This window comes from Corynebacterium halotolerans, assembly GCF_050107895.1.
Lineage (GTDB): Bacteria > Actinomycetota > Actinomycetes > Mycobacteriales > Mycobacteriaceae > Corynebacterium > Corynebacterium halotolerans_B.
Map to the genome: position 1 here is coordinate 1 of NZ_JBNILW010000060.1, position 255 is coordinate 255.

Here is a 255-nt window from a genome sequence, read left to right on the forward strand (position 1 = left end):
AAATTGCAGTACGAGTAAAGATGCTCGTTACGCGCGGCAGGACGAAAAGACCCCGGGACCTTCACTATAGCTTGGTATTGGTGTTCGGTTCGGTTTGTGTAGGATAGGTGGGAGACTGTGAAGCTATCACGCTAGTGGTGGTGGAGTCGTTGTTGAAATACCACTCTGATCGGATTGACCATCTAACTTTGGCCCATGATCTGGGTTGGGGACAGTGCCTGGTGGGTAGTTTAACTGGGGCGGTTGCCTCCTAAA

1 rRNA gene is annotated in these 255 nt (G+C 51.0%); it reads left to right on the top strand.

Annotated features, from left to right (window positions below):
- Positions 1-255: ribosomal RNA gene (locus ACQCVD_RS15550) — 23S ribosomal RNA — on the top strand; the annotation flags it as partial.